Source organism: Bradyrhizobium sp. CSS354 (genome assembly GCF_029051725.1).
GTDB lineage: Bacteria > Pseudomonadota > Alphaproteobacteria > Rhizobiales > Xanthobacteraceae > Bradyrhizobium.
Genome location: NZ_JAACFU010000016.1, coordinates 86,266 through 112,260 on the forward strand (window position 1 = coordinate 86,266; position 25,995 = coordinate 112,260).

Consider the following 25,995-nt stretch of genomic DNA (forward strand, 5'->3'; position numbering starts at 1 on the left):
TCCCTCCCCCCTTGTGGGGGAGGGTTAGGGAGAGGGGTGCCACACGACGCGCTCTCGGCTTGAGCGTTCGCGGTGCGCACCCGATTCTGATGACGGAGAGACTTCCGCCTGGGCTACCCCTCTCCCCCGCCCTCCCCCACAAGGGGGGAGGGAGCGCAGGCGAGTGCGAGGCAGCACTAAACCTTACTCACTCCGCGCGCTTGGCGGCTTTCTCGAACTTCTTCAGCACGCGGTCGCGCTTGAGCTTTGACAGATAGTCGACGAACAGCACGCCGTTGAGATGGTCGATCTCGTGCTGGATGCAGGTGGCGTAGAGGCCTTCAGCATCCTCCTCGTGCACCTTGCCGTCCAGATCCATGTAGCGCACCCGCACCTTCGCGGGCCGCTCGACCTCCTCGTAATATTCGGGGATCGACAGGCAGCCTTCCTCGTAGACCGACAGGTCCTCCGAGGAGGCGATGATTTCCGGATTGATGAAGACGCGCGGCTCGGGCTTGGTCTCGCCGTCCTGATCGGGCTTGGCGAGGTCCATGGTGATCAGCCGTAACGGCTGCGCGATCTGGATCGCCGCGAGCCCGATGCCGGGCGCGTCGTACATGGTCTCGAACATGTCGTCGGCAAGCTTGCGGATCTCCGGCGTGACCTTCTCGATCGGCTTGGAGACCAGACGCAGCTGCTTGTCGGGCAGGATGATGATTTCTCTGAGGGCCATGGCCGCGATTTAAGCCGCGCGTTCGATGTGGTCAATCCGGCCGGGAACCCCGTTAACCCTTCGCTAACCATAAAACTTCGGGTTTCGTTAACCATAAAAATTAACAGGGCGTTTACCATAAATGTTCGCTATTCGTTCGCGTCCCCAAGCGAATCGGCTAGAAGCAGGGGCATGAACGAGATCATTTTCATGCTCGGCGACTGGCCGGTGCGCACCGTGGACGCGCTGATCGGCTTCGGCGCCCTGGTCCTCATCCTGATGGTGGTGATCGCCGTCGTGATCGCGCGCTCCGGGCGGCGCGGCGCGGAACTCGCGATGGCCAACGCGATCCGCGCCGACGAGCTCGAGGAGCGCATCAGCCAGATGCTGCATGCCCAGAGCGAGGCTTCGGGGCGGGTCGACGCCATGACCCAGACGCTGGCCGGCCGCCAGGCCGACATGGCACGCGCGGTCAACGAGCGGCTGGATTCGGTGACCCACCGGGTCGGCCAATCCATGGAGCACACCACCCGCAACACCATGGAGAGCCTGCGCGCGCTGCACGAGCGGCTCGGCATCATCGACAGCGCGCACAAGAACCTCACCGATCTCACCACGCAGGTGACGACCCTGCGCGACGTGCTCGCCAACAAGCAGTCGCGTGGCGCCTTCGGTCAGGCGCGGATGGAAGCGATCGTCCAGGACGGTCTGCCGAAGGGCGCCTACGAGTTCCAGTTCACCCTCTCGACCGGCAAGCGTCCGGACTGCGTCGTGTTCCTGCCGGACCAGCGCCCGCTCTGCATCGACGCGAAGTTTCCGCTGGAAGCGATGACCGCGCTGCATGACGCGCGCACCGACGAGGAGAAGCGCATCGCCACGCAGCGGCTGCGCGGCGACGTCATGAAGCATGTCAGCGACATCGCGGAAAAATATCTCGTCGCCGGCGAGACCCAGGACATGGCGCTGATGTTCGTGCCGTCGGAATCAGTCTACGCCGAGATCCATGACGGTTTCGACGACGTGATCCAGAAGGCGTATCGCGCCCGCGTCGTGCTGGTGTCGCCTTCGCTACTGATGCTGGCAATCCAGGTGATGCAGCAGATCATGAAGGACGCGCGGATGCGCGACGCCGCCGACCAGATCCGCACCGAAGTGATCAAGCTCGGCGACGACCTCGGCCGCCTGCGCGACCGCGTGCTGAAGCTGCAGAAGCATTTTGCCGACGCCAACGAGGACGTGCGGCAGGTGCTGATCTCCGCCGACAAGATCGAGAAACGCGCCGGGCGCATCGAAGAGCTCGATTTCAGCAAGACCGATGCACCCGAAGCCCCGCATCTCGTGGCGACGGGTGCTGCCGAACTGTTCCCGAGGAAGCTCCAGGCGGGGGAGTGAGGCCTGTGTCGTCGTGGCCGGGCTTGTCCCGGCCATCCACGACCTTTTCCAGCGACAGCGAGAACGTGGATGCCCGGAACAAGCCCGGGCATGACGAGTTTTGAGGCCGAGGCAGCGCCGCCAGAATCTGCTAACACCCTGGCATGACCGCACCCGACGCGACCTCCCCTGCCGGCCCCGGCACGGCCCCCACCTCCTGGCGTGACAGCCTTTCCGTTTACCTGCAACCGCGGGTGCTGATCGTGCTGTTCCTCGGCTTCTCGTCCGGGCTGCCGCTGGCACTGTCGGGCTCTACACTGCTGGTGTGGATGCGGGAATCCGGCGTCGATCTCAAGACCATCGGGCTGTTTGCGCTGGTCGGCACGCCCTACACGCTGAAATTCCTGTGGGCGCCGCTGGTGGATGCGATGCATGTGCCGCTGTTCACGCGCGCGTTCGGGCGGCGGCGCGGCTGGCTGCTGTTCTCGCAATTGCTGCTGATCGCAGCAATCCTGCTGCTGGCGCTGACCGATCCCGCGCGCTCGCCGTTCTACGTCGCGCTCGGCGCATTGCTGGTGGCGACGGCCTCGTCGACGCAGGACATCGTGGTCGACGCCTTCCGGGTCGAGAGCCTGCCGGAGAGCGAGCAGGCCGCCGGCATGGCGTCCTATGTCGCGGCCTATCGCATCGGCATGCTGGTCTCGACCGCAGGCGCGCTGTTCATCGTCTCGGGCTTCGAGAGCACCGGCATCACCCGCACGTCCGCCTGGATGTGGGGCTATGTGGTGATGGCCGCGATGGTGCTGATCGGGACGGTCACGGCGCTGGTCGCGACCGAGCCCGAGCAGTCGGTGCGGGCGGAAGCCGCGACGCAGACGCAGACCGCGTTCGCGCGCGTGTTGCACGCGGCGATCGGCGCCTTCTCGGAATTCCTGACGCGCAAGGACGCGCTTGCGGCACTCGCCTTCGTCGTGCTGTTCAAGTTCACCGACGCCTTCTCCGGCACGATGACCGCGCCGTTCGTCATCGACCTCGGCTTCTCCCGCAACGACTATGCGGCGATCGTGAAGGGCGTGGGCCTCGCTGCGACGCTGATCGGCGGTTTTGCCGGCGGCTTCGTCGCGCGGCGCTATTCGCTTGCGAGCAGCCTCTGGATCGGCGGCGTGGTGCAGGCGCTCGCGAACCTCTCCTTCTCCTGGCTGGCCTTTATCGGCACCAGCCAATGGGCGCTCGCCTTCGCCATCACCTGCGAGAACTTCACCAGCGCCATCGGCACGGTGATCTTCGTCGCCTATCTTTCGGCGCTCTGCCAAAACCCGCTGCACACGGCGACGCAATATGCGCTGCTCACCGCACTTGCCGCGGTGGGGCGGACCTATCTCTCGTCAGGCGCCGGCTTCGTGGCTGATACGACCGGCTGGCCGCTGTTCTTCGTGATCTGCATGCTGGTGGCGATCCCGAGCCTGGTGCTGCTGGCCTGGCTGCAGAAGCGCGGGCATTTTGAGCAGTTGGGGCCGGTGAGGGTTTAACGCAAAGCCGTCATGGCCGGGCTTGTCCCGGCCATCCACGCCTTGCCACGCGGCACCAAGAACGTGGATGCCCGGGACAAGCCCGGGCATGACGAAAAACAGATGCGCTTATCTGTGTAGCGAGCAAACGGGGCGCCCCCCTACTGCTTCTTGATCAGGCTCCACTTCGTGATCACGGCCTCGCTCATCTGGCCGGGATCGCTGGCGCAGGCGATCTCGTCGACCTTGACCGAGATCTCCTTGCCGGCGAACGTTTTCAGCTGTGCGGCCTGCGCGTCGCCGCTGGGAACGAGCTGGAAGGTTTCCGGCCCGGTCTCGAGATTGCACAGCCCGCTTGGCGGCGGCAGCCGGCGCGGCTCGGAGGTGATCTGGTAGGTCGCAACCCGCTTGCCGACGTTCTTGACGTCGCGCACTTTCATCGTGTTCAGCTCGCCCGACAGCACCTCGCCGGCATTGATCGGCTTGCCCGGCTTACGGCGGCGGAGCCCCGTCGTCCTGCTGCGCGGAAATAGCCGGCGTCGCCAGCATCGCGATCGTCGCGACCAAAGCCCATCGTGTGGCGAAAAGTTTCGTCATGTCGTCCGTTCCGTAAGTCTGGATGGCTAGAACAGGGTGCGCTGCCGCATCGCGGCCGATAGCGTACCTTCATCGAGATAATCAAGCTCGCCGCCGACCGGCACACCATGGGCGAGCCGGGTTACTTTTACGTTGGCGTCCTGAAGCAGGTCGGTGATGTAGTGTGCGGTGGTCTGGCCGTCGACGGTGGCATTCAGCGCCAGGATGACCTCATGCACCTGTGCCTCATGCGCGCGCGCGACCAGCGCCTCGATGGTGAGGTCCTGCGGGCCGACGCCGTCGAGCGGCGACAATGTCGCGCCCAGCACGTGATAGCGCCCTTGAGTGGCATTAGCCCGCTCCAGCGCCCAGAGATCGGCAACGTCGGCGACGACCACGATGATCGAGGGATCGCGCCTCGGATCGGTGCAGACCGTGCAGGGACTTTGCGTGTCGATGTTGCCGCAGGTCTTGCACACTTGGACCTTGTCGAGCGCGACCTGCATGGCCGAGGACAGCGGCATCATCAGCGCTTCGCGCTTCTTGATCAAATGCAGCGCGGCGCGCCGCGCCGAGCGCGGGCCGAGGCCCGGCAGGCGCGCGAGAAGCTGGACCAGCCGCTCGATTTCAGGACCCGCAACAGCGCCCATCCTACTGGCCGAACAACCCCGACAGCCCCGGTGGCAGACCGAGCCCGCCGGTGAGCGACTGCATCTTCTCCTGCATGGCGGCTTCCGCCTTGCGGCGGGCCTCGCCGAACGCGGTGACGAGCAGATCCTCGAGCACCTCGCGCTCTTCCGCCTTCATCAGCGAAGGATCGATCCTGACGCCCTTGACGTCCATCTTCGCGGTCATGCGCACGGCGACGAGACCGCCGCCGGAGATGCCCTCGACCTCGACGTTGGCGAGCTGATCCTGCATCTCCTGCATCTTGGATTGCAGCTGCTGCGCCTGCTTCATCATGCCGAAAATATCGACCATCGGTGCTGTCCTTGGAAAATTTGGCTCTAGAGATCGTCGCCGTCGGAACCGTCGGGCGGATCGTCACTGCCATAGTCGGCATTAATATCGGATTCCGGCGCCTCGGGGGCAAGCCTGCGGACCTCGACGACCTTCGCACCCGGAAAACGCGACAGCACCTCGCGCACGCGCGGATCGGCCTCGGCGGTGCGCGCATGTTCCTGCTTGGCCGCCTGGCTCACCGAGCGCAGCGTCGGCTGGCCCCGCTCATTGGAGACGATCACGGTCCAGCGACGCCCGGTCCAAAGCTCGAATTTGCGCGCGAGATCGGAAATCATGGTCTTGGAGGCGTTGGGTTCGAGCGCGACTTCCAGCCGGCCCTCCTCGAAACGAACGAGGCGCATGTCGCCTTCGAGCGCGCCCTTGGTCAGGAGGTCACGCTTCTGCCCGGCCAGCGCAACGAGCTGGGTGAAGCTCGTGACGCGCAACACGGGCGCGGCAGCTTGCGGATCCGGCGCGGGGGTTGCCATCTGCGGACGGGCACCACCACCGCCGCCGAACGAGGACGGAGATGAGGTCGGCATGCGAACTGGAGCTGCTGACGCCGCCGGCCCGGCCGGCGCGCTGCGCGCGGCACTGCCGCCGCTCACGACCGGCGAACCGCCGCCGTTCTGCTCCAGCATCTTGATCGCTTCGTCCGGCGTCGGCAGGTCGGCGACATAGGCGATGCGCACCAGCACCATCTCGGCGGCCGCGGCGGGCCGCGTCGCGGCCTGCACCTCGGTGATGCCCTTGAGCAGCATCTGCCACATCCGGGACAGCACGCGCATCGAGATCTTCGAGGCGAAATCCCGCGCGCGCACGCGCTCAGTCTCGCCATAGGCGACGTTGTCGGCGGTCGCCGGCACGATCTTCACACGTGTGACGAAATTGACGAATTCGGCGAGATCCGAGAGCACGACGATCGGATCGGCGCCGACGTCGTACTGGTCGCGGAACTCCCTGAACGCGGATGCGATGTCGCCACGCGCCAGAGAATCAAAAAGGTCGATGACGCGGGTGCGGTCGGCGAGCCCCAGCATCTGCCTGACGGCATCGGCCTTCACGGTGCCTGCCGCATGCGCGATCGCCTGATCGAGCAGCGAGAGCGAATCGCGCACCGAGCCTTCCGCGGCGCGCGCGATGATGCCGAGCGCTTCCGGCTCGATCTGGACGTTTTCCTTGGCCGCGATGTTGGCCAGATGCTTCATCAGCACGTCGGCCTCGACGCGGCGCAGGTCAAAACGCTGGCAGCGCGACAGCACCGTGACCGGAACCTTGCGGATCTCGGTGGTCGCGAACACGAATTTGGCGTGCTCCGGCGGTTCCTCCAGCGTCTTCAGGAAGGCGTTGAACGCCGCCGTCGACAGCATGTGGACTTCGTCGATGATGTAGACCTTGTAGCGGGCGCTGGCCGGCGCGTAGCGGACGCTGTCATTGATCTGACGAACGTCGTCGACGCCGGTATGCGAGGCTGCGTCCATCTCCAGCACGTCCATGTGCCGGCTTTCCATGATCGCCTGGCAATGCACGCCGAGCGTCGGCATCTGGACTGTCGGGCCCTTCACCGAGCCATCCGGCATCTCGTAGTTGAGCGCACGGGCAAGGATGCGCGCAGTGGTGGTCTTGCCGACCCCGCGGACGCCGGTGAGGATCCAGGCCTGCGGGATGCGGCCGGTCTCGAACGCATTGGAGACGGTGCGGACCACGGCCTCCTGGCCGATCAGATCGTCGAATGAGGAAGGACGGTATTTCCGCGCCAGCACCCGGTAGGGCGTGCTGGCCTGGCCGGCGCTATCAGGGTTATGAGGGGCGCCAGCGTCGGTCATCGGTCGATCCGCAATGAAGTGTCTTTCGGCCGGCTTTGCGGAAAGGAGCGCGCTGGCGGCCGAGCCGCCGGCGCAATTCGCTCGGAAAAACAGGTAGGAGACTGACGAGCGACCCGATCCGGACCTCGTTAGGGCTGCTTCCTTCCGGACCTGACCCGGTTGGCGAGTGGCTCGTCCACCGCCAATCTCCCGGTCCCTATTTGGGGCCAAAAGGCCCGGAAAGCAAGCGGGTATCGGCTTGAACGGGCTGGGCTTCATCGTGGCTTGCACAGCATCCGGGCAATTCCCGGGCTGCACAGCCGATAGGCTGTGCTTTCACTGCCGGAGGCGCCTTGGTAAGAACGCTGCCGGAACCCCTTCCAACAGAAAAGCGATTTATCCCAATGGTTACACGTCGTGATGTTGCATCGATTGTCGGACTTGGCGCGATTGGCGCGGCGACGCTGGCGTCCCCGGCCGTGGCGCAGACCGCCGATTCCAACGAATCGACCTTCGCCCGCATCCGCCGCACCAAGAAGATGCGGATCGGCGCGGTCGGCGGCGGCGCGCCCTATTACATGAAGGATCTTTCGACCGGCCAGTGGAAGGGATTTTACGTCGACATCACGAAAGCACTCGCGGAGGACATGGAGGCCGAGCTCGAGATCACCGAAACCACTTGGGGCAATTCGGTGCTCGACCTGCAGTCCAACAAGATCGACATCTTCTTCGGCCTCAACCCGACCCCGAAGCGCGCGCTGGTGGTCGATTTCTCGGTGCCAGTCTTCAACAACGCCTTCGGCATCCTCTGCAAGAAGGACTTCAAGCCGAAGAGCTGGGCCGAGCTGAACTCGCCCGACGTCAAGATCGCGGTCGACCAGGGCTCCTCGCACGACCAGGTCGTCAGCCGCCTGACGCCGAAGGCGCAGATCTCGCGGCTGAAGACCGCCGACGACGCCACCGCCGCGCTCCAGACCGGCCGCGTCGATGCGCAGTGCCTGATCACCATGCTGTCGCTGACGGTGCTGAAGAAAAACCCCTCGCTCGGCCAGTTCGTGCTGCCGACGCCGATCTTCGCCACCACGTCGAACGCCGGTTTCCGCCGCGAGAGCGACAAGACCTGGCGCGACTACGTCAACACCTGGATCGACTTCAACAAGGGCCTCGGCTTCATCCGCAACGCGATCATCACCAACATGGAGCTGGTGGGCGTGACCGAGGCGGACATTCCGCCGGGCGTTTCGCTTTAAGCTTTTACACTGTCATTCCGGGGCGCCCGAAGGGCGAACCCGGAATCTCGAGGTTCCGGGTTCGATGCTTCGCATCGCCCCGGAACGACAACGCCGGCGGTCAAGGCGTACGACGAGTAACACACGTATGTATCAGTGGGACTTCGGCATCCTCTGGAGCTATCGCTGGCTCTTTCTCAACGGGCTCGGCGTCACCGTCGGCTTTACCGTGGTCATCGTGGTGCTCGGCCTCGTCTTCGGCCTGTTCGGCGCGTTCGGCACCCTGTCGCGTTTCAGAGCGGTGCGCCTGATCGCGCTGACCTTCATCGAGGCGTTCCGCTGCACGCCGATCCTGGTGCAGCTGATCTGGTTCTATTACGCGCTGCCGATCCTGGCCGGTGTCGAGATGACGCCGATCACGGCCTCGGCGCTGGCGCTGTCGCTCTATGGCGGCTCGTTCTATTCGGAGATCATCCGCGGCGGCATCATCTCGATCGACCGCGGCCAGTCGGAAGCGGGCGCCGCGCTCGGCATGACGCCGGGACAGAGCATGCGGCGCATCGTGCTGCCGCAGGCGATCAAGCGGATGATCCCGGCGCTGATGAACCAGTCGATCATCCAGTTCAAGAATACCTCGCTGGTCTCGGTGCTGGCGGTGCCAGATCTGGTCTATCAGAGCCAGGTCGCCGCTCATGACAGCTACCGTCCGCTGGAAACCTACACCGCCGTCGCGGTCGCCTATGCGGCGATCCTGATTCCCCTGACCATCATGGTCCGGCGCGGCGAGAAGCGACTGGCGGTCGGCGAATGAGCGAGATCTCTTCCAAGATCGAGATCCGGGCGTTGCGCAAAAGCTTTGGCAGCAACGAGGTCTTGAAGAGCATCAGCCTCGACGTCGCCAAAGGCGGCGTCGTCGCGCTGATCGGCCCGTCCGGCTCCGGCAAGTCGACGCTGCTCCGCTGCATCAACCTCCTGGTGACGCCCGACGGCGGCAGCGTTCGCGTCGGCGACACCCGCTTTGCTTTCGGAGAAGGCACAAAGCTGCCGGACGTGAAGACGCTGGCAAGATTTCGCGCCACCACCGGCATGGTGTTCCAGCATTTCAATCTGTTCCCGCACATGACGACGCTCCAGAACGTGATGGAGGGGCCGGTCACGGTGCGGCGCATGGCGAGGGCTGACGCCGAGAGGCTGGCCCGGGCTCAACTCGCGAAGGTGGGCCTTGCAGAGAAGGCCGACCAATATCCGGCAACGCTCTCCGGCGGACAGAAACAGCGCGTCGCGATTGCACGGGCGCTCGCCATGGAGCCGGACGTGATGCTGTTCGACGAGGCCACCTCCGCGCTCGATCCCGAGCTTGTCGGCGAGGTGCTCGCCGTGATCCAGCAGCTGGCGTCGGAGGGCATGACCATGGTGATCGTGACCCATGAGATCGCCTTTGCCCGCGAAGTCGCCGACCGTCTGATCTTCATGCGCGACGGCGTCGTGGTCGAGGAAGGCCGGGCGCGGCAGGTGATCGACAATCCGCAAGCAGCGGCGACGCGCGCCTTCCTCAGCCATTTCCACCGCACCGGCGCATTGCCGCCGGCCAACGCAGAATCCTGATGCCTGATATCGACCGTGTCTATCTCGTCACCGGCGCCGCCAGCGGCATCGGCCGTGCCACTGCAAAACTGCTCGCAGCGCCCGGCACTGCGCTGCTGCTACACACGCGCTCCAACGCAGCCGGTCTCGACGCCACGGCGGCGGAAGCCGAAGCGCAAGGCGCGATCGTCGTAAAATGCCTCGGCGATCTCGCCGAGGAGGCCGCGATCACCGACGCCGTCGCCGCTACACAACGAGCCTTCGGCCGGCTCGATGGATTGATCCTGGTCGGCGGCCATGCCCGCCGCGGCAGCGCGATCGGCACGCCGGCGGACCAATTCCGCAAGGCGATGGATGAATCGGCACTGGCCTTCACGCGGCTGGTCGATGCCGCGCTGCCGCTGCTGCGTGCCGGGCGGGATTCGCGGATCGTGGCAGTGTCGTCGTTCGTCGCCCACGCGATCCGGCCGGAGTTCGCGCCCTTCGCAGCGACGGCCGCGAGCCGCTCCGCGCTCGAAGCGCTGGTGCGCCTCACCGCAGTCGAGCTCGCCAGGGAGGGCATCACCGTCAACGCCGTGGCACCGGGCCTCATCGTCAAGGACAAGCCCAGCGAAAGCCGGCTTTCACCCGAACAGATCGCAGCGACCGAGGCGCTGATCCCGATGGGCCGCCGCGGACGGCCGGAGGAAGTGGCCGAGATCATCGCCTTCCTGGCCTCCCCGAAAGCATCCTACGTCACCGGCCAGGTCTGGCACGTCAATGGAGGCCTGACATGACCGAAGCAACCGTCGAACGGATCAGGCTGTTCCTGATCGAGAGCCCGATCAAAATGGCGCGCCTCCAGGGCGTCGGCAGCGTCAAGGGCACGGTGAAGCGCGTGCTGATCGAGCTCACCGCGAGCGACGGCGTGATCGGCTGGGGCGAGGCCGCACCGTGGGAAGTGTTCACGGGAACGCCGGAAGCCGCGTTCGCCGCGCTCGACATCTATTTACGGCCGATCGTGCTCGGCAAGTCGGTGCGCCGCATCCGCGCGCTGATGGCCGAGCTCGATCGCGCGCTGGTCGGACATGCCGAAGCCAAGGTCGCGATCGAAATGGCGCTGCTCGACATCGTCGGCAAGTCGTCGGGACTTTCGGTCGCCGACCTGCTCGGCGGCCGCGTGCGCGACACGATCCCGCTGTCGTTCTCAATCGCCGATCCCGATTTCGCCGCCGATCTCGAACGCATGCGGAAAATGGTTCCGGACGGTAATGTCATCTACAAGGTCAAGACCGGCGTGAAGCCGCATCGCGAGGATCTCGATCACCTCGCGGCGATCCGGAAAGAATTCGGCGACAAGGTCGATCTTCGCGTCGACTACAACCAGGCGCTGGCGCCGTTCGGCGCCATCAAGATCCTGCGCGACATCGAGCAGTTTGCGCCGACCTTCATCGAGCAGCCGGTGCCGCGCAAATTTCTCGACGTGATGGCGCAGCTCACCGCGGCGCTTGAGACACCCGTGCTCGCGGACGAAAGCTGCTTCGACCGCCGCGACATGATGGAGGTGGTGCGCCGCGAGGCGGCAGATGCCGTCTCGATCAAGCTGATGAAGGCCGGCGGCCTGTTCGAGGCGCAGGCGATCATGGCGATCGCCGACATCGCCGGCCTGCCCGGCTATGGCGGCACGCTGTGGGAGGGCGGCATCGGGCTTGCCGCCGGCACGCAGCTGATCGCAGCGACGCCGGGGATCTCGCTCGGCTGCGAATTCTACATGCCGCACCATGTGCTGACCGAGGACGTGCTGGAAGAGCGCGTCGCCAATCGCGGCGGCCACGTCGTGGTGCCCGACGGCCCCGGCCTCGGGATTCGTGTGAGCGAAGCCTCGGTCCGCGCCAATGCGCGGGTGCTTGCGGAGGCGTAAAGGCACGCCCCCACCGTCGTCCTGGCGAAGGCCAGGACCCATTACCCCAAGGAGAAGTTTGTGGCACGAAGTTGGTAACCCCGAATCTTCGCCAAACCGAATCCTGTGGTAATGGGTCCTGGATCTGCGCTGCGCTTGTCCAGGACTACGATCGCGTATGCGGCCCCTGCGGAGCCTCATCCTTCCCCAATCAGATTCGGTATCGTATGGTCGGAGCCAATATTCAGGGGTTCCGCCCCGCCACGCCCGACTCCCATCGGGCCATCCGGAAACCTTCATGTCCGAACCCGCCTGGTCGCTGCACTCTCGCCTGAAAGAGGACACCATCGACATCGGCGATTTGCCGCTGTCCAAGGTATTGGTCATCAAGGACGCGCATTATCCCTGGCTGCTGCTGGTGCCGCGGCGCGCGGATGCGGTCGAGATCATCGATCTCGACGAGGTGCAGCAGGCGCAATTGATGACCGAGATCTCCCGTGTCTCGCGCGCGCTGAAGGAGATGACCGGATGCGACAAGCTCAACATCGCGGCACTCGGCAACCTCGTGCCGCAGCTTCACGTCCACGTCATCGCGCGCCGCACCAGTGACGCCGCCTGGCCGCGGCCGGTCTGGGGCGTGATGCAGCCCTTGGCGCACGACGCCACTGAGGTGCAGACTTTCATCAGCGCGCTTCGCCGCAAGATCTGGTTGGGTTGAAAGAACAAGAAATGTCAGCATTCGACTCGTTTCCGCTGGGGCAGCCGGCCTTCGTCACCAACATTCTCGACCGCGCCGCGCATCTGCGGCGCGACGACGAAAAGCTGTTCGCGATGGAGCAGAAGCCGTCGTCGCGCGCCTATGTCGTCTACCGCGACTCGCTGCTGGTGAAGCGCGAGGGCGAAACAGTGCGCGCCCTGCTCGGAATCGACGAGGCCCTGAAATGCGGCGCCAATCCCGGCACGATTTTTCTCGGCCTGCGCGACGGCGCCGCGATGTTCGGGATGGGCCTGTCGCAGGCCGCGTCCGAGAAGCTGATCGGGCGCGAAGACTACGCGCTGAGCGAGCTGCGCGGCATGGCGATGCAGGGCGCGGTGCCGCCGCAGGAGCTGTCGGCGATCGCGATGGCGAAGTCGATGGTGAGCTGGCACCAGCGCCACGGCTATTGCGCCAATTGCGGCACGCGTACCGGGATGAAGGAAGGCGGCTGGAAGCGGGAGTGCCCGAGTTGCAAGGCCGAGCATTTCCCGCGCACTGACCCGGTCGTGATCATGCACGTCGCCGCCGGCGACAAATGCCTGCTCGGCCGCCAGAAGCAGTTTCCGCCGGGCATGTATTCCTGCCTCGCCGGTTTCGTCGAGGCCGCCGAAACCATCGAGGACGCGGTGCGCCGCGAGATCCTCGAAGAGTCCGGAATCCGCTGCACCGACGTGCAATATTACATGACCCAGCCTTGGCCCTATCCGTCGTCGCTGATGATCGGCTGCAGCGCGCGGGCCGTGAGTGAGGACATCGTCGTCGATCATTCGGAGCTGGAGGATGCGCGCTGGTTCACGCGCGAGGAGGCCGCCTTGATGCTGACGCGGACCCATCCCGACGGGCTCGCCGGTCCGCACCCGTTCGCCATCGCCCATCATTTGCTCGGCCGCTGGGTGCACGACAAGAGCTGAGACCGGAGATGGCGCCCTCTGTGATCGCGCCGCGCGTCCTCTGCATCGGCATTCCCGTGCGCGACCTGACCTTTCGGGTCGAGGCCGTGCCCGCGCGCGGCAGCAAGGCCAATGCCACGCACCTCGCGGAGATCTGCGGCGGCAACGCGCTCAATGCCGCGATCGCCATCGCGCGGCTTGGCGGCCGCGTCTCCTTCGCGGGCCCCATGGGCGATGCCCGGGAGACGTCGAGCCGCTTCATCCTCGAACGGATGGAAGCCGAAGGCATCGAGACCACGCACATCGTCCGCATGCCGGGGCTCACGACGCCGGTGTCGGCGATCATGATCGAGCCCTCGGGCGAACGAACCCTCACCATCTATCGCGATCCCATGTTGTCGACCGTGCAGCTGCCGGACGCCGACAAGCTGCTCGCCGATTGTCAGGCGGTCCTCGTCGAGAGCCGCTGCGCATCGTTCTGCACGGACCTCTGCACTGAGGCACGCCGGCGCGGTATTGCCGTCGTCGTCGGCGTCGATCGCGCGATGTCGCTGCAGGACAGCCTGCTCACGGCCGCCTCGCATTTGCTGTTCGCCAGTGAACAGGTGCAGGAGACCGCCGGCATCACCGATGATGGCGAGGCGTTGCAGCGCCTGGCCGCGCTCACGCCCGCCTTCCTCGCCTCCACCCGCGGTCCGCACGGCACGATCTGGCTGAACGAGACGGGGAAGTTGGAGGAGACGCCGGCGGTCTCGGTTCAGGCGGTCGATACGCTCGGCGCCGGCGACGTCTTCCATGGCGCCTTCACGCTTCGCCTCGCCGAAGGCAGCGACGTGCGGCAGGCGCTGCAATTCGCCGCGGGCGCCGCGGCGCTGAAATGCACCCGCCACGGCGGCGGCCTGGCCGCCCCGCAACGGCTTGAAGTCGAAGAGCTTTTGAACACGCCGCCCGCGACGCCGCCCGGACGGAAGCCGAGATTATAGACTTGCTATAGAAAGATTTTCTCTATATCATGGAAATCAACCCTTGATATGGAACAAAGTTCTTCAAATGACCGATCTCGCCGTCCCGCTCCCCGAGACCAGCCGCCGCCTCGACGCCATCGACCGCAAGATTCTGATGGTGCTCCAGGACGATGCCTCCCTCTCCGTCGCCGAGATCGGCGACCGCGTCGGCCTGTCCTCGACCCCCTGCTGGAAGCGTATCCAGCGCCTGGAGGCAGACGGCGTGATCACCAAGCGGGTGGCGCTGGTCGACCAGAACAAGATCGGCCTCGGCATCTCCGTGTTCGTGTCGGTCGAGAGCTCCGACCATTCCGACGCCTGGCTGAAGAAATTCGCCGAAGCCGTCAGCGCCATGCCCGAGGTGATGGAGTTCTATCGTATGGCCGGCGACGTCGACTACATGCTGCGCGTCGTCGTCGCGGACATGCAGGCCTATGACGTATTCTACAAGAAACTGATCAGCGCCGTGCCGCTGAAGAACGTCACCTCGCGCTTCGCGATGGAGAAGATCAAGTCGGTCACCGCGCTGCCGATCCCGGCGGTGGTGGCGGCTTAGACGTCACCACAGAGAAGCTGTCATCGCCCGGCTTGACCGGGCGATCCAGTACTCCGTGACGCCTGAAATCGATCGAGAAGCCCCGGCGTACTGGATGCCCGCCTGCGCGGGGCACGACAGCAAGTGAGGCTAGCCTCGCGCCTCAGATCTTCTGATTGTACTCGCCGACTTCGGGATGGGTGCGCAGCACGCTGTTCACCATCTCGAACATGTCGTGCATGCGCTGCTCGGAGACCGGGCTCTCGACCACGACGACGAGCTCGGGCTTGTTGGAGGAGGCACGCACCAGGCCCCAGCTGCCGTCCTCGACCGTGACGCGGACGCCGTTGACGGTGACGAGATCGCGGATCGACTGGCCGCCGATCTTGGCGCCCTTGGTCTGCAAGCCCTCGAAGTGCTTCACCACCTTGTCGATGACGCCGTACTTCACCTCGTCGGCGCAATGCGGCGACATGGTCGGCGACGACCAGGTTTTTGGCAGCGCGTTCTTCAGATCGGCCATCGACTTGCCGGGGGCGCGGTCGAGCATGTCGCAGATCGCGAGCGCCGAGACGAGACCGTCGTCATAGCCGCGTCCATACGGCTTGTTGAAGAAGAAATGGCCGGACTTCTCGAAGCCGGCGAGCGCACCCGTCTCATGGGTGCGGCGCTTCATGTAGGAATGGCCGGTCTTCCAGTAGGTGGTTTTTGCACCCTGCTTCTGCAGCACCGGATCGGTGATGAAGAGGCCGGTCGACTTCACGTCGACGATGAACTGCGCGTCCTTGTGGATTGCCGACATGTCGCGCGCCAGCATCACGCCGACCTTGTCGGCAAAGATCTCCTCTCCGGTGTTGTCGACGACGCCGCAGCGATCGCCGTCACCGTCGAAGCCGAGGCCCACATCGGCCTTGTGCTGCAGCACCGCGTCGCGGATCGCGTGCAGCATCTCCATGTCTTCGGGGTTCGGATTGTATTTCGGGAAGGTGTGGTCGAGTTCGGTGTCGAGCGGGATCACCTCGCAGCCGATCGCCTCCAGCACCTGCGGCGCGAACGCGCCTGCCGTGCCGTTGCCGCAGGCCGCGACGACCTTGAGCTTGCGCTTGAGCTTCGGACGGCTGGTGAGATCGGCGATGTAGCGCGCCGGATAATTCTCGTGGAATTGATAGGAGCCGCCGGCCTTGTTCTTGAACTCGGCGCCCAGCACGATCTCCTTCAGCCGCGTCATCTCGTCGGGACCGAAGGTCAGCGGGCGGTTGGCGCCCATCTTCACGCCGGTCCAGCCATTGTCGTTGTGTGAGGCCGTGACCATGGCGCAGCAGGGCACGTCGAGGTCGAACTGCGCGAAATAGGCCATCGGCGTCACCGCGAGCCCGATGTCGTGCACCTTGCAGCCTGCTGCCATCAGGCCGGAGATCAGCGCATATTTGATCGAGGCCGAATAGCCGCGGAAATCATGACCGGTGACGATCTCCTGGCTGACGCCGAGCTCCGCGATCAGCGCGCCCAGCCCCATGCCGAGCGCCTGGATTCCCATCAGGTTGATTTCCTTCTGGAACAGCCAGCGCGCGTCGTATTCGCGAAAGCCCGTGGCCTTCACCATCGGCTCGGATTCGAAGGCATAGGTGTTGGGCAGCAACACGGATTTCGGCTTGGGGAACATTGAGACGGTCTCGTGAAAAAGAGCCAGGATTTGATGCAGCCTTAGCGAATGCCGGGCTGCAGCGGAAGGCGGGAATGGCAGCTTATGGATGATAATTGCGGCAGTTTGGTAACGGGGAAATCTGGCCGCGAGAGCGGTCGGAATAGAGATTTTCTTGAAATATGCGGTCGCCGGAGCCTTTGAGAGACCCTTACTGCTCCAGCACCATCTGACCGTTGGCGTATTCGAAGCGCTTGAGGCCGGAGAGGAAGGAGAGGCCGAGCAGGTTCTCGGACAGCGCCTCGTCCGGCAGCACCATGGCGTCGACATCGCGCACCACGAGGCCGCCAACATCGAGCATGGCGATGCGGGTGCGCGCGGCCTTGATGGTGCCATTGGCGGTGGAGACGGTGGCATTGTAATCGCTGCGCGAGGGACGCAGGCCGAAGCGGGCGGCCGAGGTCTCGTTCAGCGCAACCACGGAGGCGCCGGTGTCGACCATGAAGCCGATGCGCTGACCTTCGATCCGGCCCTCGGTCTGGAAGTGGCCGCGACCGTCGCGGGGGATGTTGAGGCTGCGGCCGCCGGCCGGCGCGATGGACGCGACTGCTACCGTGCGCGGCACCGACGTCGCCGAGGCGGAGCTCATCCTGTCCGCCATCTGCGCCATGAAGGTGCCGAGGCCGATCATGATCGCTGCGAAGATCATTATGTTACGCATCACACCACTTCCGAGCCGAAGCTCGATTTCACCACGCGGCAGGCCGCTCCGCGAGCGAGGCTGCGGCCAGAGCTGTGCTATTTTGACGAAAAGGATGAGCGGACAGTTAATGCGTGTTCGTAACGCTCACGTCCCGCGCGGCTTGACCCGCCGGGTCGGCAGCGCATTCGCCGGATCTTCCGGCCAGGGATGGCGCGGGTAGCGGCCGCGCAAATCGGAGCGCACGGCATTGTAGCTGCCGCGCCAGAAACCAGGGAGATCGCGCGTCACCTGCACCGGGCGCTGCGCCGGCGACAGCAGCTCCAGCACCAGCGGCACCTTGCCGGCGGCGATCGACGGATGGGTGTTGAGGCCGAACAATTCCTGGAGCCGCACCGCGATGGTCGGCCCCTGCTCGGCTTCATAGTCAATCGCGAGCACGCTTCCGGTCGGCGCCTCGAAATGCGTCGGCGCCTCGCGGTCGAGCCGTGCGCGCATCTCCCACGGCAGCAACGCCATCAGTGCGTCGGAGAGATCGCCGGCGGAGATATCCTTCAGCGCGATCTTGTCGTAGAGCGCCGGCACCAGCCAATCGTCGCGCCGCGCGATCAACCCATCGTCCGACAGGTCAGGCCAGCTGTCGCCCTCGGCCTTGCGCAAAAATATCACGCGATCGCGCCATTGTTTGGCGGCCTTCGACCAGGGCAGCCGGTCGAGGCCCGCGGCGATCAGCCCGTCCGCGAAGATACGCGCTGTGTCCTCCGAGGGCGATACGGCGAGCGTCGCCTCGGAGAGCGTGATCGCGTGCAGCGCGCGCTTGCGCCGCGCCCGCAACGCCATCGCGCCGCGATCGAACGAGATCTCCTCGACGGATTCGATATGCTCGGCGAAATGCTGCTCGATCTCGTCCTGCGAGATTTGCGCTGCGAGCAGAATGCGTCCGCTCGCCGCCGTGCCTGTCATCTCGCCGATCGCGATATAGGGCGCGCGGGCGAGTGACGAGGTCTGATCGACGGCGGCACCACGGCCGTTGGCGAGCACGAAGCTGCCATTGCCGCGGTTGCGCGCGACGCGATCCGGGAAGGCGTAGGCGAGCATCAGGCCGGTCGAGAGGCCGCCTTCTCCGGTCGCCGCCTTCTCCGACGCCGCCACCTGCGAGGCCCAGCGCCGCGCGAGGTCGCGCGCGCTTGCTGCACGCGGGGAACGGTCGCGGCGGAACTGATCGCGCCGGTGCTCGAGATCGACGCTGTCGCCGCCGAGCCCGCGCTCGGTGATGATGGCGGCGATCTCGGCGGCGGCTTCGCCCTCGCCGGCACGATGCGAATCCACGATCATGCGCGCGAGCCGCGGCGGCAGCGCCAGCGCGCGCAAGCTCTTGCCTTCCGCGGTGATGCGGCCGTCGCCATCGAGCGCATTGAGCTCGGAGAGCAGGCTTTTTGCTTCCTTCCAGGCCGGCTGCGGCGGCGGGTCGAGAAACGACAGCGCGGCAGGATCGGCGACGCCCCATTGCGCGAGATCGAGCACCAGCGAGGACAGATCGGCGCTGAGGATCTCGGGCTGGGTGTAGGGCGCGAGCGAGGCCGTCTGAGGTTCGTCCCAGAGCCGGTAGCAGACACCGGGCTCGGTGCGGCCGGCGCGGCCGCGGCGCTGGTCCGCCGCCGCGCGCGAGACGCGCACGGTCTCGAGCCGGGTCAGGCCGATGTCGGGCTCGTAGCGCGGCACGCGGGCAAGACCCGAATCGACCACGATGCGCACGCCCTCGATGGTGAGCGAGGTTTCCGCGATCGAAGTCGCCAGCACCACCTTGCGCGTGCCCTTGGGCGCCGGCGAGATGGCACGATCCTGCACGGCGGCGTCGAGCGCGCCGAACAGCGGCACGATTTCAATGCTGGAATCCTGCACGCGTTCGCCGAGGAAATTCTGGGTGCGGCGGATTTCAGCGGCGCCCGGCAGGAACGCCAGCACCGAGCCGGCATCGGCGCGCAATGCCGAGGCGATAGCATCCGCCATCTGCCGCTCCACCGGGACGTCCGCCTTGCGGCCGAGATAGCGCGTCTCGACCGGAAAGGCGCGGCCCTCGCTTTCGACGACGGGCGCTTCGCCGAGCAATCTTGCCACGCGGGCGCCATCGAGCGTTGCCGACATCACGAGGATGCGCAAATCCTCACGCAGGCCGGTTTGCGCATCGCGCGCCAGCGCGAGGCCCATGTCGGCATCGAGCGAGCGCTCGTGGAATTCGTCGAACAGGACGGCGGCGATGCCCGATAGCTCGGGATCGTCGAGGATCTGGCGGGTGAAGATACCCTCCGTCACCACCTCGATGCGGGTCGCGCGCGAAATCTTTGAGCCGAAGCGGACGCGATAGCCGACGGTCTCGCCGGCCCTCTCACCAAGTGATTTGGCCATGCGGTCGGCGCTGGCGCGCGCCGCGATGCGCCGCGGCTCCAGCACGATGATCTTCTTGCCCTTCGCCCATGGGGCATCGAGCAGCGCCAGTGGCACGCGCGTGGTCTTGCCGGCGCCCGGGGGCGCCACCAGCACGGCGGCGTTATGCGCCTCCAGCGTGCGCGAGAGGTCGTCGAGCACGGCATCGATCGGGAGGGGCGTGTCGAAACTGCGGGGCAAAGAACTATCCGATCGACATGCCCGGGCAATAGCGCGAAGCGCGTCTTCGCGCAGAAGTCCAGGGCATCCACGTTCTTTCAACCGAGAGTGAACAAGACGTGGATGGCCGGGACAAGCCCGGCCATGACGGTTTTAGCCCGACAACGACATGCAACTTTCAGCCCTGCACCGGCGGCCGTCCGACACTCTCATAAACGAAGCCGGCCGCAGCCATCTCCTCGGGGCGGTAGATGTTGCGCAAGTCGACGATGACGGGCTGCGCCATGGTCGCCTTCAGCCGGTCGAGATCGAGCGCCCGGAACTGCACCCATTCGGTGACGATGACGATCGCATCGGCGCCTTCCGCGCAGGAATAGGCGTCCTCGCAATAAGTGATGCTGGGCAGCTCGCTCTTCGCCTGCTCCATGCCGACGGGATCGAAGGCCTTCACCTTCGCGCCCATGTCGATCAGGCCCGTGACCAACGGGATCGACGGCGCATCGCGCATGTCGTCGGTGTCGGGCTTGAAGGTGAGGCCGAGCACGGCGATGGTCTTGCCGCGCAGCGAGCCGCCGAGCGCCTGGCTCACTTTTCGCGCCATCGCGCGCTTGCGGTTCTCGTTGACCGCCAGCACGGATTCGACGATGCGAAGGCTCACATCGTAGTCCTGCGCGATCTTGATCAGCGCCTTGGTGTCCTTCGGGAAGCACGAGCCGCCGAAGCCGGGACCGGCATGCAGGAATTTGGTGCCGATGCGGTTGTCCAGGCCAATGCCGCGCGCGACCTCCTGCACGTTGGCGCCGACCTTTTCGGAGAGGTCCGCGATCTCGTTGATGAAGGTGATCTTGGTCGCAAGGAAGGCGTTAGCCGCGTATTTGATCATCTCGGCGGTGCGGCGTTCCGTGAACATCAGCGGCGCCTGGTTCAGTGACAGCGGCCGATAGATGTCGCTCATCACCTTGCGGCCGCGCTCGTCGGAGGTGCCGACCACGATGCGATCAGGAAATTTGAAGTCACGGATCGCCGCGCCCTCGCGCAGGAATTCAGGGTTCGAGGCGACGACCACGTCGGCCTTGGGGCTGGTTTCGCGGATGATGCGCTCGACCTCGTCGCCGGTGCCGACCGGTACGGTCGACTTGGTCACGACGACGGTGAAGCCGGACAGCGACTGCGCGATCTCTTTCGCGGCGGCATAGACGTAGGACAGATCGGCGTGACCGTCGCCGCGGCGCGAGGGCGTGCCGACTGCGATGAAGACAGCATCGGCATCCGCGACCGGCTTGGACAAATCGGTGGTGAACTCCAGCCGCTTGGCCTTGACGTTGGTCGCGACCAGTTCGTCGAGCCCGGGCTCGTAGATCGGGATCTCGCCGCGATGAAGCGCCGCGATCTTCTTCTCGTCCTTGTCGACGCAGATGACGTCGTGACCGAAATCCGCAAAGCACGCTCCGGACACCAGTCCCACATAGCCCGTGCCGATCATAGCAATGCGCATGAAAAACCCTGTTTGGCTTGGTTAACGAAACCGCAATTCCAAGGCGGTTTAGCATTTTCCCGGGGTGAGGGAACAGCCCGCGTGCAAAAAACGGCACGGCAATTGTACCGGTAAAGAAATCGTAAGCAGCAAGGCGGCAAACTGCCCCGCGTTCACGCAGATCCTGGCGGAACACGCCTCAAAAAGAGACACCATGGCACTATCAGGCACAATCGCCGCGAGCGGGGGACTCAAGGCCCCTTCCGCTACGCGTGTCGATTGGATCGATTACGCCAAGGGCATCTGCATCGTCATGGTCGTGATGATGCATTCGGTGCTGGGGGTCGAGCTTGCTGCCGGCGAGACCGGCTTCATGCATGTCTTGGTGGCCTTCGCAAAGCCGTTCCGGATGCCGGATTTCTTCCTGATTTCGGGTCTGTTCCTGCCACTGGTGATCGACCGGGACTGGCGAACCTATCTCGACCGCAAGGTGGTGCATTTCGCCTATTTCTATGTCGTCTGGGTGACAATCCAGTTCGGCTTCAAGGCCCCCGCATTTGCAGCGGAAACGAGCTGGCGCGACGCCGGCTTGCTCTATCTGGAATCCTTCGTCGAGCCGTTCGGCACGCTGTGGTTCATCTACCTCCTGCCGATCTTCTTCGTCGTCACAAAACTGACACGGCTGGTCCCGCCGCCCGCGATCTGGCTCATCGCGGCCGCACTGGAGACGGCGCGTGTCGCAACCGGCTGGACCGCGATCGACGAGTTCTGCGCGCGCTTCGTCTATTTCTATTCGGGCTATCTGTTCGCGCCCTACGTGTTCGCGCTGTCGGACCGCGCGCGCAATCATCCCGCATGGGCGCTGACAGCGCTCGCGACATGGGCGCTGGTCAATGGCGGCCTGGTTGCGCTCGGCGCCAGCGAGTGGCAATTCATATCGCTCGTGCTCGGCTTCGCCGGCGCCTGCGCCATCATCACGATGGGCACGCTGCTCGCGCGCGTGCAATGGCTGAACGTCTTCCGCTTCTGCGGCGAGCATTCGATCGTGATCTATCTCGCGTTCTTTCTGCCGATGGCGGCGACACGGACGCTGCTATTGCGCACGGGCATCATTCCCGACATCGGTGCGGTGTCGCTGATCGTGACCATCGCCGGCGTGATCGGAGCGCTCGCAATCTGGCAGATCGCTCTGCGCCTTGGTGGCAGTTTCCTGTTCGAGCGGCCCGATGCGTTCTGGATCGCGCCGAAGAAGACAAGCGCGGTGCTGCAGGCGGCGGAATAGCATGCTGTCGTCGCCCGGCTTGACCGGGCGACCCAGTACGCCGAGACGTCAGTGATTCGGCGGAAAAGCCGCGACGTACTGGATTCCCCGCTTTCGCGGGGAATGACAGCGACAGGATGCGGGGATGACAGTGGGGATAGCGGCTCCAGCAAGGCAAAAATCCCCCTCCCAAGGCTGTCAAAACCCGCAAAAATTCATACATTGCGGCCATGCCCAAGACATCTCCCAACACATCCCCAAAGACCGCCGCCAAAGCCGAAACCAAGCCCAATGCGGCGACAGCTGCTGCCAAGCCCGTTGCCGCCAAGGCCGCCGGCAAGGGCGACCATGTCTTCCTAGTCGACGGTTCCGGCTACATCTTCCGCGCCTACCATGCGCTGCCGCCGATGAACCGCAAGTCCGACGGCTTGCAGGTCAATGCCGTGCTCGGCTTCTGCAACATGCTGTGGAAGCTTTTGCGCGAGATGCCCGAGGACAACCGGCCGACGCATCTGGCGATCATCTTCGACAAGTCGGAAATCACCTTCCGCAACAAGATCTATCCTGAGTACAAGGCGCACCGGGCGCCGGCCCCGGACGATCTGATCCCGCAATTTTCGCTGATCCGCGAAGCGGTACGCGCCTTCGACCTGCCTTGCCTGGAGCAGGTCGGCTTCGAGGCCGATGATCTGATTGCGACCTATGTGCGGCAAGCCTGCGAGCGCGGCGCGAGCGCGACGATTGTGTCCTCCGACAAGGACCTGATGCAGCTCGTCACCGATTGCGTCACTATGTACGACACCATGAAGGACCGCCGCATCGGCATCCCCGAGGTGATCGAGAAGTTTGGCGTGCCGCCGGAGAAGGTAGTGGAAGTGCAGGCCCTGGCCGGCGATTCCACCGACAACGTGCCTGGCGTGCCCGGCATCGGCATCAAGACCGCGGCGCAGCTGATCGTCGAGTATGGCGATCTCGAGCAACTGCTGTTCCGCGCCACCGAAATCAAGCAGCCGAAGCGGCGCGAGGCGCTGATCGAGAACGCCGAGAAGGCGCGCATCTCGCGACAGCTCGTATTGCTCGACGACAAGGTCGACCTCGAAGTCCCGCTGGACGATCTCGCCGTCCACGAGCCCGATGCACGCAAGCTGATCGCGTTCCTGAAGGCGATGGAATTTTCCACGCTGACGCGCCGCGTCGCCGAGTTCTCGCAGATCGATCCGGCCAACGTCGATGCCGATCCGGGCTATTCCAGCGGCGCCAGCGTCTTCTCGCCGCTGCCGCCTTCGGACGTCGTGCCCGCCCCGGGAACCGGCGCGCCGGCGCAAGTTTCGGCGGGCCAGCGCAACGCATCGGCGAGCAAGGAGGATAAGGCCGCGAGTCCGAAGGGCGCGCCGATCTCTCTCGCCGCCGCGCGCGAAGAGGCTTTGCGCAAGCTTCCGGTCGACCGCAGCAAGTACCAGGCCGTCAAGACGCTCGCGGAATTGAACGCCTTCATCGCGCGCATCCATGATGCCGGCCATGTCGCGGTCGAGATCCGGGCAAACTCGATCGATCCGATGCAGGCCGATCTCTGCGGCATCGCCCTGGCGCTGGCGCCGAACGAGGCCTGCTACGTGCCGCTGGCGCACAAGCAGTCCGGCGGCGGCGCCGGCCTGTTCGACGCCGGCCTCGCGCCCGATCAGGTCAAGCACAGTGATGCGATCGAGGTGCTGCGGCCGGTGCTGGAATCGCCAGGCATTCTCAAGATCGGCTTCGACGTCAAGTTCACCGCGGTGATGCTGGCGCAGCACGGCATCACACTGCGCAACACCGACGATGCGCAGCTGATCTCCTACGTGCTCGACGCCGGCCGCGGCTCGCATGCGTTGGAGCAGCTATCCGAGCGCTGGTTCGGCCACGCCATGCTCAAGGAGAACGAGCTGCTCGGCAGCGGCAAGGGCAAGATCACGTTCGACCAGGTGCCGATCGACAAGGCCGCGGCGCTGTCGGCGGAAGGCGCCGACATGACCTTGCGCGTCTGGCGCGTGCTGAAACCGCGCCTTATCGCCGAGCACATGACCACAGTCTACGAGACGCTGGAACGCCCGCTGGTCGCGGTGCTCGCACGCATGGAGCGGCGCGGCATCTCGATCGACCGTCAGGTGCTGTCGCGCCTCTCCGGCGACTTCGCCCAGACCGCGGCCCGTGTCGAAGCCGAGATCCAGCAGATCGCGGGCGAGCCCGTCAATGTCGGCAGCCCGAAGCAGATCGGCGATATCCTGTTCGGCAAGATGGGGCTGTCCGGCGGCACCAAGACCAAGACCGGCGCGTGGTCCACCACCGCTCAGGTGCTCGACGAACTCGCCGAGCAGGGCCACGACCTCCCGAAGAAGATTCTGGAGTGGCGCCAGGTCTCGAAGCTGAAATCGACCTACACCGACGCGCTGCCGACCTACGTCAATCCGCAGACCCACCGCGTCCACACGACCTACGCGCTGGCCGCGACCACGACGGGCCGGCTGTCGTCGAACGAGCCGAATCTGCAGAACATTCCGGTGCGCACCGAGGACGGTAGAAAAATCCGCCGTGCCTTCATCGCAACGCCGGGGCACAAGCTCGTCTCCGCCGACTATTCGCAGATCGAGCTGCGGCTGCTCGCCGAGATCGCGGACATTCCCGTGCTGCAGCAGGCGTTCCGCGACGGTCTCGACATTCACGCCATGACGGCATCGGAAATGTTCGGCGTGCCGATCAAGGGCATGCCGAGCGAAATCCGGCGCCGCGCCAAGGCGATCAATTTCGGCATCATCTACGGCATTTCGGCGTTCGGTCTCGCCAACCAGCTCGGCATCGCGCGCGAAGAAGCCTCCGCCTACATCAAGAAGTACTTCGAGCGCTTCCCCGGCATCCGTGCCTACATGGACGAGACGCGCGATTTCTGCCGGAGCCACGGCTACGTCACGACGCTGTTCGGACGGAAGATGTACTATCCCGACATCAAGGCTTCGAACGCCTCGGTGCGCGCCTTCAACGAGCGCGCCGCGATCAACGCCCGGCTCCAGGGCACCGCCGCCGACATCATCCGCCGCGCCATGACGCGGATGGAGGATGCCCTGGTCCAGAAGAAGCTGTCTGCGCAGATGCTGCTGCAGGTGCATGACGAACTGATCTTCGAGGTGCCGGACGCGGAGGTCGAGGCCACGCTCCCTGTCGTGCAGCACGTGATGCAGGACGCACCGTTCCCGGCCGTGCTGCTCTCGGTGCCGCTGCATGTCGATGCACGCGCGGCGAACAATTGGGACGAGGCGCACTGATCGGACGGCGTCGTCCCTTCCAAACTTACGGTGTCGTCCCGGCGCAGGCCGGGACCCATACGCCGAGGATCGAGTTGGGCGAAGATTGCCAACTACAATCTCACGTCAAACTTCTTCTTGGGGGTATGGGTCCCGGCCTTCGCCGGGACGACCTATAGAGAGAGACACGGGTCGAATTGTCCTCAGTGCA

The 25,995-nt window shown here is 65.1% G+C and carries 21 protein-coding genes, 1 other RNA gene and 1 pseudogene; 13 read left to right on the forward strand and 10 right to left on the reverse strand.

The window, feature by feature from the left end; translation table 11 throughout:
* Nucleotides 1-187: 187 nt before the first annotated feature.
* Nucleotides 188-712, reverse strand: coding sequence for a peptide deformylase (gene def / locus GWG67_RS29740; RefSeq protein WP_007604684.1), 525 nt, complete (start codon nucleotides 710-712; stop codon nucleotides 188-190).
* 171 nt (nucleotides 713-883) lie between these two features.
* Between def and GWG67_RS29745 the strand changes: the two genes are divergently transcribed.
* Together GWG67_RS29745 and GWG67_RS29750 are read left to right on the forward strand one after the other, a co-directional pair.
* Nucleotides 884-2,083 (forward strand): DNA recombination protein RmuC, encoded by a 1,200-nt coding sequence (locus GWG67_RS29745; protein ID WP_275172874.1) that lies wholly within the window; start codon nucleotides 884-886, stop codon nucleotides 2,081-2,083.
* Between the two features lie 143 nt (nucleotides 2,084-2,226).
* Nucleotides 2,227-3,591 (forward strand): MFS transporter, encoded by a 1,365-nt coding sequence (locus tag GWG67_RS29750; protein ID WP_275172875.1) that lies wholly within the window; start codon nucleotides 2,227-2,229, stop codon nucleotides 3,589-3,591.
* A gap of 140 nt (nucleotides 3,592-3,731) precedes the next feature.
* On the opposite strand, the pseudogene GWG67_RS29755 reads toward GWG67_RS29750, so the two are convergent.
* The 5 genes and pseudogenes from GWG67_RS29755 to ffs all read right to left on the reverse strand — a co-directional run bounded on the left by GWG67_RS29755 (nucleotide 3,732) and on the right by ffs (nucleotide 7,164).
* Nucleotides 3,732-4,167, reverse strand: a pseudogene (locus tag GWG67_RS29755) (hypothetical protein).
* Nucleotides 4,168-4,193: 26 nt separating this feature from the next.
* The gene (recR, locus tag GWG67_RS29760) at nucleotides 4,194-4,796 is read right to left on the reverse strand and encodes a recombination mediator RecR (RefSeq protein WP_275172876.1); all 603 of its coding nucleotides are present in this window, start codon (nucleotides 4,794-4,796) and stop codon (nucleotides 4,194-4,196) included.
* A 1-nt stretch (nucleotide 4,797) separates the two neighbouring features.
* Nucleotides 4,798-5,127 (reverse strand): YbaB/EbfC family nucleoid-associated protein, encoded by a 330-nt coding sequence (locus GWG67_RS29765; RefSeq protein WP_007604677.1) that lies wholly within the window; start codon nucleotides 5,125-5,127, stop codon nucleotides 4,798-4,800.
* 26 nt (nucleotides 5,128-5,153) lie between these two features.
* Nucleotides 5,154-6,974, reverse strand: coding sequence for a DNA polymerase III subunit gamma/tau (locus tag GWG67_RS29770; protein WP_275172877.1), 1,821 nt, complete (start codon nucleotides 6,972-6,974; stop codon nucleotides 5,154-5,156).
* 93 nt (nucleotides 6,975-7,067) lie between these two features.
* Nucleotides 7,068-7,164, reverse strand: an RNA gene (gene ffs, locus GWG67_RS29775) — signal recognition particle sRNA small type.
* Nucleotides 7,165-7,357: 193 nt separating this feature from the next.
* Here ffs and GWG67_RS29780 point away from each other — a divergent pair.
* The 9 genes from GWG67_RS29780 (at nucleotide 7,358) to GWG67_RS29820 (ending at nucleotide 14,852) form a co-directional block, all read left to right on the forward strand.
* Complete coding sequence (locus GWG67_RS29780) at nucleotides 7,358-8,203, forward strand: transporter substrate-binding domain-containing protein (RefSeq protein ID WP_275172878.1); 846 nt, start codon at nucleotides 7,358-7,360, stop codon at nucleotides 8,201-8,203.
* Between the two features lie 127 nt (nucleotides 8,204-8,330).
* Complete coding sequence (locus tag GWG67_RS29785; RefSeq protein WP_247285426.1) at nucleotides 8,331-8,993, forward strand: amino acid ABC transporter permease; 663 nt, start codon at nucleotides 8,331-8,333, stop codon at nucleotides 8,991-8,993.
* Nucleotides 8,990-9,787, forward strand: a complete 798-nt coding sequence (locus tag GWG67_RS29790) for an amino acid ABC transporter ATP-binding protein (protein ID WP_275172879.1) — start codon at nucleotides 8,990-8,992, stop codon at nucleotides 9,785-9,787. Before GWG67_RS29785 ends, GWG67_RS29790 begins: the two co-directional genes overlap by 4 nt.
* Nucleotides 9,787-10,542 carry an SDR family NAD(P)-dependent oxidoreductase gene (locus tag GWG67_RS29795; protein WP_275172880.1) on the forward strand — a complete coding sequence of 252 codons (756 nt, stop codon included), beginning with the start codon at nucleotides 9,787-9,789 and terminating at the stop codon, nucleotides 10,540-10,542. The genes GWG67_RS29790 and GWG67_RS29795 overlap by 1 nt, the downstream gene beginning before the upstream one ends.
* A complete protein-coding gene (locus tag GWG67_RS29800) occupies nucleotides 10,539-11,666 on the forward strand; it encodes a muconate cycloisomerase family protein (RefSeq protein WP_275172881.1) in 1,128 nt (375 codons plus the stop codon). The genes GWG67_RS29795 and GWG67_RS29800 overlap by 4 nt, the downstream gene beginning before the upstream one ends.
* A 277-nt stretch (nucleotides 11,667-11,943) precedes the next feature.
* The gene (locus GWG67_RS29805; protein ID WP_275172882.1) at nucleotides 11,944-12,363 is read left to right on the forward strand and encodes an HIT domain-containing protein; all 420 of its coding nucleotides are present in this window, start codon (nucleotides 11,944-11,946) and stop codon (nucleotides 12,361-12,363) included.
* An 11-nt stretch (nucleotides 12,364-12,374) separates the two neighbouring features.
* Nucleotides 12,375-13,313 (forward strand): NAD(+) diphosphatase, encoded by a 939-nt coding sequence (nudC, locus tag GWG67_RS29810; RefSeq protein ID WP_275172883.1) that lies wholly within the window; start codon nucleotides 12,375-12,377, stop codon nucleotides 13,311-13,313.
* Between the two features lie 8 nt (nucleotides 13,314-13,321).
* Nucleotides 13,322-14,275, forward strand: coding sequence for a sugar kinase (locus GWG67_RS29815; RefSeq protein ID WP_275172884.1), 954 nt, complete (start codon nucleotides 13,322-13,324; stop codon nucleotides 14,273-14,275).
* A gap of 67 nt (nucleotides 14,276-14,342) precedes the next feature.
* Nucleotides 14,343-14,852 (forward strand): Lrp/AsnC family transcriptional regulator, encoded by a 510-nt coding sequence (locus tag GWG67_RS29820; RefSeq protein ID WP_007604670.1) that lies wholly within the window; start codon nucleotides 14,343-14,345, stop codon nucleotides 14,850-14,852.
* Between the two features lie 142 nt (nucleotides 14,853-14,994).
* Here GWG67_RS29820 and GWG67_RS29825 read toward each other — a convergent pair whose 3' ends face one another.
* The 4 genes from GWG67_RS29825 to GWG67_RS29840 all read right to left on the reverse strand — a co-directional run bounded on the left by GWG67_RS29825 (nucleotide 14,995) and on the right by GWG67_RS29840 (nucleotide 21,272).
* Nucleotides 14,995-16,494 carry a phosphomannomutase/phosphoglucomutase gene (locus tag GWG67_RS29825; RefSeq protein WP_275172885.1) on the reverse strand — a complete coding sequence of 500 codons (1,500 nt, stop codon included), beginning with the start codon at nucleotides 16,492-16,494 and terminating at the stop codon, nucleotides 14,995-14,997.
* 190 nt (nucleotides 16,495-16,684) lie between these two features.
* Nucleotides 16,685-17,194 carry a TIGR02281 family clan AA aspartic protease gene (locus GWG67_RS29830; protein ID WP_275172886.1) on the reverse strand — a complete coding sequence of 170 codons (510 nt, stop codon included), beginning with the start codon at nucleotides 17,192-17,194 and terminating at the stop codon, nucleotides 16,685-16,687.
* Nucleotides 17,195-17,320: 126 nt separating this feature from the next.
* Nucleotides 17,321-19,798 carry an ATP-dependent helicase HrpB gene (gene hrpB, locus GWG67_RS29835; RefSeq protein ID WP_275172887.1) on the reverse strand — a complete coding sequence of 826 codons (2,478 nt, stop codon included), beginning with the start codon at nucleotides 19,796-19,798 and terminating at the stop codon, nucleotides 17,321-17,323.
* 157 nt (nucleotides 19,799-19,955) lie between these two features.
* Nucleotides 19,956-21,272, reverse strand: coding sequence for a UDP-glucose/GDP-mannose dehydrogenase family protein (locus tag GWG67_RS29840; protein WP_275172888.1), 1,317 nt, complete (start codon nucleotides 21,270-21,272; stop codon nucleotides 19,956-19,958).
* 193 nt (nucleotides 21,273-21,465) lie between these two features.
* Here GWG67_RS29840 and GWG67_RS29845 point away from each other — a divergent pair, with 193 nt between their 5' ends.
* Both GWG67_RS29845 and polA read left to right on the forward strand, forming a co-directional pair.
* A complete protein-coding gene (locus GWG67_RS29845) occupies nucleotides 21,466-22,533 on the forward strand; it encodes an acyltransferase family protein (RefSeq protein WP_275172889.1) in 1,068 nt (355 codons plus the stop codon).
* 209 nt (nucleotides 22,534-22,742) lie between these two features.
* On the forward strand, nucleotides 22,743-25,805 hold the full coding sequence (polA, locus tag GWG67_RS29850) for a DNA polymerase I (protein WP_275172890.1): 3,063 nt from the start codon (nucleotides 22,743-22,745) through the stop codon (nucleotides 25,803-25,805).
* The last annotated feature ends 190 nt before the right edge of the window (nucleotides 25,806-25,995 follow it).